The following is a 10268-nucleotide window of genomic DNA, read 5'->3' on the forward strand; positions in this document are numbered from 1 at the left end:
GATCCGTCCCCTCGGCCCTGGCGGGCCTGGGGAGACCCCATGCACCAGACCCCGCTCCCTGATCCGGCCTGATCCAAACGAAAGACCCTAGCCCGCACCGCGCTCCCCACCCTGCCGCCCGTCCGCCCGCACATGGACGCCGGGCGGCTCGGTCAGGTCCGAACCGCCCGGCGCGATCAGAGGACGGAAACCGTACGCCCGCCGAGGGCGTCAGTCGCCGTGCCCGGGGCCGCCGCTTCCGAAGCCGCCACTGGAGATGCCGCCCCACTTGCGCTTCTCCTCGCTGGGCGGCCCCGGTGAGGTCTCGGTGCCCGACGTGCCCGAGTCCTTCAGCTGGTACGGCATGAGCCGGTGCTCCCCGTCCGTCTGCGGCATCTCGGCAGGCTGGCGGTACTCCGACATCTCGCCGGGCAGCCGGTCCGTGTCCGGCCGGTGCGGCTGCTCATCGGGGGTCGGCGGCCGCGGCTCACGGTCCCTGATCCTTCGGCCGAGGACGAAGGCGCCGATGAGGACGCCGACGACGGCGAGACCGGCCAGGAACTGGCCCAGGCCCTGGGTCCAGACGCTGGCGGCCGTCGTGACCTCTGCGGAATGCGTGGCGTAAGCGTTCATATCCGCCGAATACCCGCCCAGGGTCGACTCAGACATCCCTGGGTCCCCGCCTTTCTCCCCACGGATGAAACATTCCCTCGGGTCCGCCGCGTCAAAGGTGTGGAGCGACGGGGGAACGAAGGGGGAGGGTATGAAGCAGACGTCCCGCGCGGACGAGTTCATGGAATTCGCGTCCGCCCGAACGGGGCACCTTTTCCGGTCCGCGTGCCTGCTGACCAGCGGCGACACCCATCTCGCCGAGGATCTGACGCAGGAGACGCTCGGCCGGCTGTACGCGATGTGGGGACGGATGGGCCGGATCGGCAACCCGGCCGGATACGCCCAGACCGTTCTCGTGCGCACCTTCCTCACCCACCAGCGGCGGCGCTCGTCGACGGAGCGACCGCTCGGAGAGCTGCCCGACCGGGCCCCCACCACCGGGGACGACCCGGCGCTCCGGGTCGCCCTGCTCGACGCCCTGGCCGCGCTGGCGCCCAAGGACCGGGCGGTCGTGGTCCTGCGGTACTGGGAGGACCGCAGCATCGAGGAGACCGCCGAAGCGCTCCAGGTGAGCTCGGCGGCGGTACGCACCCGCTCGGTGCGGGCGCTCGGCAAGCTGCGGGAGCGGCTCGGCGGCAGCCTCGTCGCCTTCGCGACCCGCTGAGGGCCGCACACGCGGACCCCGAACTCCTCCCTTTTCGAACTTTCACCCATGGACCGGAACGGTGATGCGGCATGCCTCTCAACGAGGGACACGACGGACACGAGCGACACGAGGGATTCGAGGACCGGCTCGGTGAGGCCCTGCGCCTCACGGGCGAAGGCTTCGCCGCGCACGACGGCCGCGAGCTGGCGTCCGCCGGCCTCAGCCGCGGCCGGCGCCGCCTGGCCCGCCGCCGCGCGGCCGCGGTGACCGGCGGCGTGCTGGCCCTGGCGGTGATCGGCCTCGGCGGGTCGTACGGCGGGGACCTGCTGGGATCGGGCGGCGGCGAGGTGAGAGGCGCCTCCGTCGGCGCGCCGCGGGCGGACGGCGTCTCCGCGCAGGCCGAGGCACCCGCGCGGAACGAGGGACCGGCCCAGGCCGAGATCGCGGTCAAGGCCCTCGCGGAGGTCGTGGAGGCGAACACCCCGGCAGGGACCTGGGCCTTCGACGGCCTGGACGGGACGGGCCAGTCCGTCACGGGGGTGTACGACGACGGCAAGGGCAAGGCGGCCGTCTCCGTCGGCCTGTACCGCGCCGGTGACACCGAAGAAGCCGGAGCCGGCCAGGTGACCTGCCCGGCCAAGGCCTTCGTCCCGTACGACGACTGCGTCACAGAACGGCTGGCCGACGGCTCCCGGCTGATGGTCCTCCAGGGGTACGAGTACCCGGACAAGCGCGAGGAGACGAAGAACTGGCGGGCCGTGCTGCTCACCGAGGACGGCTTCCTGATCGACGCCAGCGAGTGGAACGCGGCCGCCCAGAAGGGCGCTCCGGTCAGCCGCGAGACCCCGCCCTTCGACCCCGCCCAGCTGAAGACGCTGGTCACGGCCGACGGGTGGAACCCGCTGCTCAAGCAGCTCCCGGAGAACAAGCCCGGCAGGACCGAGCCGGACGCGCCGGCCACACCGCCCGCTCCGGCCGAGCCGAGCAAGGCCGTCGTCCAGGCGACCCTGAAGGCCCTGCTCCCCAAGAACCTCAAGGTGGTCGAGAGGGGCGGTGACACCGGGTTCGGCTACGTGGTCGTCGACGACGGTCGCGGCAAGAGCCTCGTCCAGATCAACGTCCAGCCGCGCATGGGGGACGTCGCGGACGAACTCTTCGGCAGCGGTGACGTCACCACCCTGCCCGACGGCCGGCGCGTGAAGCTGACCCAGCAGCCGGGCGAGAAGGGCGGCGCGGGCGTCGTCTGGTGGACGGCCGACACCATCACCGCCGACGGCTTCCGGGTCGTGGTCTCCGCGTTCAACACCGGCGCGCAGCACCAGGCGGCCACGCGCGCCGAGCCGGCGCTGACGATGGAGCAGCTGAAGGAGATCGCACTCAGCCCGAAGTGGCGGAAGGGCGCCTCCGCGAAGTAGCGCCGTAGGCGCGGGCGGTGGGCCGGACTCCCGGCGGGCCGGCCCACCGCCCCTTTCCCCATCCCGCTACTTCGCGTCCGAGTACCGCTCCACCGTGGCCGTCGTGAACGGAAAACGCACCGGCGTCGGCCCGAACGCGATCCGCCCGGCCTCGTCCCCGGCCGCGCGGATCGCCTCCGTGACCGCCTCCGCCTCCTCCGCCGGGCAGTGCACGATCACCTCGTCGTGCTGGAAGAAGACCAGCTCGGCCCGGAGCCCGGCGGTGGCGCGGCGCAGCGCGGCGAGCATCAGCAGCGCCCAGTCGGCGGCGCTGCCCTGCACGACGAAGTTACGGGTGAAACGACCCCGGGCCCGTGCGTTGGTGGAGGCGTAGCCCGGCGTGAACTCCCCGTCCGGCACCGCGACTTCGCCTCCCTCCTGGGGCAGGCCGGCCTCGTCGTCATCGCCCGACCCGACCGCACGCGGGCTGGTGCGGCCCAGCCAGGTCCGGACGAGCCTGCCCTCCTCGCCCGCCTTCGCCGCCTCGTCGACATAGGCCACCGCCCGGGGGAAGCGGCGGCGCAGCGCGGCCAGGTTCTTCAGGCCGTCCCCGCTGGTCTGGCCGTAGATCGCACCGAGCAGCGCCAGTTTGGCGTGGTCCCGGTCGCCGGAGAAGGCCCGGTCGGACAGCCGGGTGTACAGGTCGTCGGGGTGACCGGCGACCTCCATCAGACCCGGGTCACGGGAGATCGCGGCCAGCACCCGGGGCTCCATCTGGTCGGCGTCGGCGACGACGAGCCGCCAGCCCTCGTCGGCCACGACCGCCTGCCGTATCACCTTGGGGATCTGCAGCGCCCCGCCGCCGTTGGTGGTCCAGCGCCCGCTGACCGTGCCGCCCGGTACGTACTCGGGACGGAACCGGCCGTCGCGCACCCAGTCCTGGAGCCAGGACCAGCCGTGCGCGGTCCAGATCCGGTACAGCTTCTTGTAGGCGATCAACGGCTCCACCGCCGGATGGTCGAGCTCCGCCAGCTCCCAGCGGCGCGTCGACCGCACGCGGATACCGGCCCGCGCGAAGGCCCTGATCACATCGGCGGGCAGGTCGGGGCGGACCCGGCGGCCGAAGGCGGCGGAGACCTCGTCGGCGAGTTCGGCGAGGCGGCGCGGCTCCCCGCCGCCCGCGTACCGCTCGCCGAGCAGGCCGTGCAGCACCTCCCGGTGCACATCGGCACGCCAGGGCAGCCCGGCGCGGTGCATCTCCGCGGCGACGAGCATGCCGGCGGACTCGGCGGCGGTGAGCAGCCGCATCCGGCCGGGGTGTTCGGCGCGGTCATGGCGCCGCTGCTGCTCGGCGTACACCTCCAGAAGACCTTCGAAGGGGACCTCGGAGGTCGGGGCCGGTTCGAAGAGCGAGTCCTGCGAGCCGGGTTCGGCGGCCCGCTGCGGAGGGTCGGGGGGCACGGGCGCGTCCCGCAGCCGCGCGAGGGCGGCGGCGGCCGACCGGGGCTCCCCGAGGCGCCCCTCGTGCCCGAGGAGGAGCTGCTCGGCGCCCTCGATGTCGTAACACCGCTCGACCCGAACCCCGGCGGCGAGGAGACGCGGATAGACCTCGCCGGTCGAGCGCCAGACCCAGCGGCCGACCTCGGGCCGCGAGCGCACGGCCTCCACGAGGTCCGGCTCCCGCCGAACGGGCCCGGCGGGCACCCCGTCGGCCCGGAGGGGTACGAGCCGCGCTCCACCCCCCTCACCTTCGCAGGCCAGCGCCCACCTCTCGCTCATGGGTGCGAGTCTGGCACCCGCCACTGACAACGGCCCGCTGGGCGAGCCGGGGTTACGGGGCGAGGTGCGGGTTTCGGGCGTGGCGGCCGTGCCGGGGCCCGCGGCGGGGCGGTCGGTGTGGGTCGGGGTGGGCGTCGCGGTCGTCCGAACAAGCGCGCCGTCACGGGCCCTGGGTGGGGCAGATGACGCGTCGCCGGAGGGCGCGACTCTCGGCAGGAAGGGCGGTCCGTGCCAGGTACTCGCGGAGACCGGCCGCGCACAGGGGCCCCTCCAGGCCCCGAGCCCCCGAACCCGATCTCCGCCCAGACCGCCTTGCGCGGAACAGCGCCGCAACGCCCCACCGGCACAGGCGCCAACGAAGGGACGGGGCGGTGACCCGGCTCCGACCCCGGTCGCCGCCCCGCCCCACCACCTTCCCCGTTCAGCGCGTCAGGCGCCACGCGGGCAGCGCCGCCGCCCCCGCCGCGACCGCGCCGCACACCCCCGCCGCCGCCCCGACCGCGCCCCACGGCACGGTCACCGCCACCGGCGCGGACAGGGCTACGAGCCCCGCGCCCAGGCCCGCCAGGTTCACCGCTGTCACCGCCAGGCCCAAGGCCGCCCCGATCGCCACGGCCACGCCCGCCTCGCCGGTCACCACCCGCAGGACCTGCGCCCGCGTCGCCCCCGCCAGCCGCAGGGACGCCAGTTCCCCGCCCCGTACCGAGGTCGCCATCAGCAGCGTGTTGGCGAGGGCGATCACCGTGTAGACGAGGGCGATCCCCAGGACCAGGAGGAGCCCGAGCCGGGTCTGCGGGCTGCTCGACGGGTGCGCGGCGGCGGCCCACTCCCCGACCGTGCGGACGGGTCCGCCGGCCGCCGAAAGGGCCTCGGGGGCGACGCCCCGTGCCTCGACCCGGTCCACCGCCGCACCCGGTGCGTTGGCCCGGGTCACGTACGGCCCGTTGTCGCCGGTGCCGAGCGCCAGGACCGCCACGACCCGCAGCCGTACCGGACCGCTGCCGTCCGCGAGCCACACCTCGACGACCTCGCCGACGCGCCCCCGCTCCCACTCCTCGTTGACGACGATCGACCGGTCGTCGAGCTCCCGTACGTCCCCGGCCACCACCGGCAGCCGCGCCAGGCGGGCGAAGGCCGCCGGGTCGGACACCGCCCGCGCCCTGTACTTCACGAGCGCCTCGGCCCCGTCCCGTACGAAGACGGACGTCGCCCCCGTCGCCGATGCCCCCGGTACCGGCCGCAGGTCCTCGCCGCTCACCACGTACTCGGCACGCGTCTGCTCCCGCGCCTCCGCCGCCTTCGTACTCGTCACCGTCGCCGTCGACCCCAGCAGCGAACCCGCCAGGGCGACGGTCACCAGCACCGGCGCGGCGACGGCGGCGGTACGGCGTACGGCCGCCGCGCTGTTCTCCCGTACGAGCGTGCCGACCGCACCCGGCAGCCGCAGGGCGCGTGCCACCGGCCGTACCAGCGCCGGGGCGAGCAGCGCGAGCCCGGTGGCCAGCAGCATCGGCTGGGTCGTGTACGTCTTGCGCTTCATCAGCTCCGACGGCTCGGTGAGGCAGATCCACGCCAGCAGTCCGAGGCCCGTCGCGAGCAGCCCCGCGCCCAGCAGCGCACGGCCGAGCGGCAGTACGTCCGTGTCGACGTCCGCCTCCTGGAGCGCCGCCGCCGGGCCGACCTTCCCGGCCCGGCGGGAGGCGGCGACCGCCCCGGCGAGCGCGACCGTCACCCCGGTCCAGAAGGCCGCGTGCAGCGGCCAGGTGGTGGCGCGGTCGATCAGGAACCACTCCGGGGCCATGTTCCCGTCGACGAGCACGCGCACCAGCGAGGGTGCGCCGAGGACGCCGAGGGCGCATCCGGCGGCCGAGGCGAGGACGCCGACGCCCACCGCCTCGGCGAGCAGCATCCGCCGCAGCTGTCCGGGCGTCGCGCCGGCCGTGCGCAGCAGCCCGAACTCGCGCCGGCGCAGGGCGACGGCGAAGGCGAAGGTGGAGGCGACGACGAAGACGGAGACGAAGGCGGTGACGCCGCCCGCCGTGCCGAGGAGGGCGTTGAGGGCGACGAGCGCCTCGGCGTCCCGCTCGGGCTCGGGGTCGGCGAGCCGTCGGTCGTCGCCGGTGAGCACCTGGGCGCGGGCGCCGACGAGGGTACGGACCCCGGGGGCCGGGCCGTGGACGCCGACGGCGTCGGGGCCGCCGGCGGTCGTGACGCGCCAGTGGGCCTCCAGCTCGCGCAGCAGTTCGGTATCCACAGGCTGTGGACGGTCGAGCTTCTTGGACACGGAGACGGTCGCCGGCCCGCGCCGTACGTCGACGGTGACCGCGTCCCGCCCCTTGACGACCACCGGTGCGGACGCGAACCGCTGCGGGGTGCGTTCCGGGGCGTCGAAGGTGGCGGAGAGGCCGAGGCCCATGGTGGTGAGGAGCCCGACGCCGAGGGCGAGGGCGACGAAGCTGCCGAGGAAGGCGGCCCAGCGGGCGCGCAGCCCGGAGAGGACGACGGTCAGCACGCGACACCTCCCGCCCCGGCGCACGCGCCCTCCGCGTCCGTCTCCGGGCTCGCCATCCGCGCCGCGTCCGTCTGCGGGCCAGCCATCCGCGCCGCGTCCGTCTCCAGACCCGTCATCCGCGCCGCGACCCGTGCGGCCGTCGGGGCGAGGAGTTCGCCGCTCACCCGGCCGTCGACCAGGAACACCACCCGGTCCGCGCGGGCGGCCGCCACCGGGTCGTGGGTGACCATGACGATCGTCTGGCCGTCCCGGTCCACCAGCTCCCGCAGCATCGTCAGCACGTCGCGGCTCGTCGTGGAGTCCAGCGCACCTGTCGGCTCGTCCCCGAAGAGCACCGCCGGGCGTGTGATCAACGCCCGTGCGATCGCGACGCGTTGCTGCTGTCCTCCGGACAGCTCGCCGGGGCGGTGCTTCTCCCGCCCCGCCAGCCCCACCCGGGCGAGCGCCTCCCGCACCTCCGTACGCGACGGGCGGCGCCCGGCGAGGCGGAGCGGCAGAGCCACGTTCTGCGCCGCCGTCAGCGAGGGCAGCAGGTTGAAGGACTGGAAGACGAACCCGATCCGGTCGCGTCGCAGCAGCGTCAGCCGTCGCTCGCTCAGCTTCTCCAGGGGGACGCCGCCCACCTCCACCCTGCCGCCGGTGGGCCGGTCGAGGCCGGCCGCGCAGCGCAGCAGTGTGGACTTTCCGGAACCGGAGGGCCCCATCACGGCGGTGAAGGTCCCGGCCCGGAACTCCAGGTCGACGCCGTCGAGGGCGCGGACGTCCCGGTGGTGGCGGTGCAGGGCGGTGAGCCGTACGGCTACGGCGCTTGAGGTCATGGCTCAAGCGAACCGTTTCCGCCGCCCCCGATCACGACCGCTGAAGGGCGTCTCGGGGGTAGGTCCAGCCCTACCCCTCCCGTACGCCCCGCCCCTGCCGTACGGCTGCGGCGTAGACCTCCAGGGCGTCCAGCGGCTCCCGGCCGAGGAGTTCCCGGAGCCGGCTCTCCACGCCCGTCCCGTCCATGAAGCCGTGCGCGATCGCCGAGTACGTGCCCGTCAGCATCGGGACCTGGAAGGGTTCGGCGCCGGACGCGGCGAGGGCGGCGCGGGCCCCGGCCAGGGTGCCGGGGGCGTACTCGGCGCCGACCGCCCGCGCCAGGTCCGCCCCGGCGAGGGGGCGTTCGCCGACGAGTTCGTAGACGCGGTTCACGTGGGCCGAGGGGTGGGTGGCGACGGTGGCCGCGATCTCGGCGAGGTCCTCGCGGGCGACGGCGGCGAGGCGGCCGTCGCCGAGCGGGCCGGTGATGCGGTTGCCGGCGTCGGGGGTGGCGAGCCAGACGAGGAGTTCGGCGTAGAGCCCGTTGCGCAGCACGGTCCAGTCGGCCGTGGACCGCTGGAGCCGCCGCTCGGTCCAGCGGTGGGCGAGGGAGTACGGGAGGTGGTCGCCGTCGCCGGAGAGGCTGGTGTAGACGATGTGGCCGACCCCGGCCCGCTCGGCGGCGGAGATGGCGGCCTCGTGGCGGGCGACGACCGTGTCGTCCTCACCGTATCCCGCCGATATCAGCAGCAGGGTGCCGATGCCGGCGAAGGCGTCCGGCAGGGTGGCGGGCTCGTCGAAGTCGACGAGACGGGTGCCGGGCAGTCCGGCGCGGGATCCGAAGACGACGTGGCCGACGTCGTCTCGCCCGGCGAGGCGTTCGGCGAGACGTTCGGCGACGAGCCGGCCGAGGCCGCCGGAGACGCCGGCGACGAGCAGCATGGTTCCCCCTGATTTCGCGTTGGCGTGCGGTGAGGATCATCCTGGTGGGGCGGCGGTGATCCCGTAAGGAGGCACATTCATGTCCGTGGGGCACACGGAGGTAACCACCGAGGTCACCACCGATCCGGTGGTGAGCTGCGCGGAAGAGTGCGGGGTGCGGGACGTCCAGGACCGGCTCGGCGACAAGTGGACCGTGCACGTGGTGGTCGAACTGGCGGCGGGACCACGGCGGTTCAGGGAGCTCCAGCGGCTGGTGACCGGTGTCTCGCAGCGGATGCTGACGCTCACCCTGCGCCGTCTGGAGCGGGACGGCCTGGTGACGCGCACGGTGTATCCGACGGCACCGCCGCAGGTGGAGTACGCGCTGACGGCGACCGGTCACAGCATGACCCACCTGATCAAGCAGCTGGTCGACTGGTCGCTCGACCACCGCGCGGTGATCGGGCGGGCACGCGAGGAATGGGACGCGAAGCAGAAGTGAGCGGCACGGTGGAGCGGGCGCTCGAAGCGCTCTACACGGACGACGAGCGGGCACTGGACACAGCGGCGTCACTGCTCGCCGCCGACCCGGCGGCGGACGCGGAACTGGCCCGCCGTGGCGAGGAGTTCGTCCGCCGGGCGTGGGAGCGCGGCTGGCAGCCGGCGGATGTCGTACGGCTGGCCCGCCGGGACCTGTCGGAGGAGCACGTCCGTCTGCTCGGCGACCTGATCGTCTCGGAGACGGCCGGTTACGAGCGCCTGCCGGCGCGGTGGGCGGCGCAGATCGCCGAGCTGGACACACGCCCGTGGAAGGCGGACCGCTTCTCGTACGCGACGGCGGTCCTGGAGCTGTACCGCCTGCTGGTCAGGCTGCCGTCCCTCGACCCGGTGGGCCCGGTGCCGGGCGACGCGCTGCTGCCACCCCCGGCGGCGGGCGAGCCCCGCATGCTGACCCGGGTCCGGGCCCTGCTCGCCAAGGCGGAGGCGACGGGCTACCCGGAGGAGGCGGAGGCGCTGACGGCCAAGGCCCAGGAGCTGATGGCCCGCCACAGCCTGGACGAGGCGACGCTCGCGGCGGGAGCGCCGGCGGGGGAGACGCCGGGGGCGGTGCGGATAGGGGTGGACGCGCCGTACGAGCAGGCCAAGGCGATTCTGCTGGACGCGGTGGCGACGGCGAACCACTGCCGTGCGGTGTGGAACGAGGCGTACGGCTTCTCGACGGTGATCGGCTTCGAGGCGGACCTGGAACCGGTGGAACTCCTCTACACCTCACTCCTGGTCCAGGGGACGTCGGCGATGACGCGGGCGGAGGCGGAGCAGCGGGCGGGCGGCCGCAAGCGCACGAAGTCCTTCCGCCAGTCCTTCCTCCTCGCCTACGCGAACCGCCTGGGGGCGCGGCTGGCGAGCACCTCGCGCCGCGTGGCGGCCGAGACGCCGACGCTGCTGCCGGTCCTGGCCTCCCGCGAGGTCGCGGTCACCTCGCGCACGGACGAGCTCTTCCCGGAGACCCGCACGACCCGGGTCCGCGCGATGTGGGACGAGGCGGGCTGGACCCACGGCACGACGGCCGCGAACGCGGCGGGCCTCGGCCCCGACCGCCCCGCCGTCGACGAGCGCCGCTGACGGC

9 protein-coding genes are annotated in these 10268 nt (G+C 74.6%); 4 read left to right on the forward strand and 5 right to left on the reverse strand.

Translation table 11 applies throughout. The annotated features are described in order from the left end of the window. Positions 1 to 210: 210 nt before the first annotated feature. Entirely contained in the window at positions 211 to 612 is a 402-nt protein-coding gene (locus ACWDX6_RS26715) for a DUF6479 family protein (protein WP_451487436.1), read from the reverse strand. Positions 613 to 742: 130 nt separating this feature from the next. Between ACWDX6_RS26715 and ACWDX6_RS26720 the strand changes: the two genes are divergently transcribed. Then, a complete protein-coding gene (locus ACWDX6_RS26720) occupies positions 743 to 1255 on the forward strand; it encodes a SigE family RNA polymerase sigma factor (protein ID WP_451487437.1) in 513 nt (170 codons plus the stop codon). 71 nt (positions 1256 to 1326) lie between these two features. After that, the gene (locus tag ACWDX6_RS26725) at positions 1327 to 2652 is read left to right on the forward strand and encodes a hypothetical protein (RefSeq protein WP_451487438.1); all 1326 of its coding nucleotides are present in this window, start codon (positions 1327 to 1329) and stop codon (positions 2650 to 2652) included. Positions 2653 to 2718: 66 nt separating this feature from the next. Here ACWDX6_RS26725 and ACWDX6_RS26730 read toward each other — a convergent pair whose 3' ends face one another. The 4 genes from ACWDX6_RS26730 to ACWDX6_RS26745 all read right to left on the reverse strand — a co-directional run bounded on the left by ACWDX6_RS26730 (position 2719) and on the right by ACWDX6_RS26745 (position 8662). Then, a complete protein-coding gene (locus ACWDX6_RS26730; RefSeq protein WP_451487439.1) occupies positions 2719 to 4410 on the reverse strand; it encodes a bifunctional 3'-5' exonuclease/DNA polymerase in 1692 nt (563 codons plus the stop codon). A gap of 421 nt (positions 4411 to 4831) precedes the next feature. Further along, positions 4832 to 6922: an FtsX-like permease family protein gene (locus ACWDX6_RS26735; protein ID WP_451487440.1), complete on the reverse strand. Its 2091-nt coding sequence runs from the start codon at positions 6920 to 6922 to the stop codon at positions 4832 to 4834. Beyond that, positions 6916 to 7740, reverse strand: a complete 825-nt coding sequence (locus ACWDX6_RS26740) for an ABC transporter ATP-binding protein (protein ID WP_451487441.1) — start codon at positions 7738 to 7740, stop codon at positions 6916 to 6918. Before ACWDX6_RS26740 ends, ACWDX6_RS26735 begins: the two co-directional genes overlap by 7 nt. 70 nt (positions 7741 to 7810) lie before the next feature. After that, positions 7811 to 8662, reverse strand: a complete 852-nt coding sequence (locus ACWDX6_RS26745; protein ID WP_451487442.1) for an NAD(P)H-binding protein — start codon at positions 8660 to 8662, stop codon at positions 7811 to 7813. A gap of 79 nt (positions 8663 to 8741) precedes the next feature. On the opposite strand from ACWDX6_RS26745, the gene ACWDX6_RS26750 reads away from it, so the two are divergent. Then, the gene (locus tag ACWDX6_RS26750; RefSeq protein ID WP_451487443.1) at positions 8742 to 9143 is read left to right on the forward strand and encodes a winged helix-turn-helix transcriptional regulator; all 402 of its coding nucleotides are present in this window, start codon (positions 8742 to 8744) and stop codon (positions 9141 to 9143) included. Beyond that, entirely contained in the window at positions 9122 to 10264 is a 1143-nt protein-coding gene (locus ACWDX6_RS26755; RefSeq protein ID WP_451487444.1) for a DUF2786 domain-containing protein, read from the forward strand. The genes ACWDX6_RS26750 and ACWDX6_RS26755 overlap by 22 nt, the downstream gene beginning before the upstream one ends. Positions 10265 to 10268 lie beyond the last annotated feature (4 nt).

This window comes from Streptomyces sp. NPDC003027 (assembly GCF_053591435.1).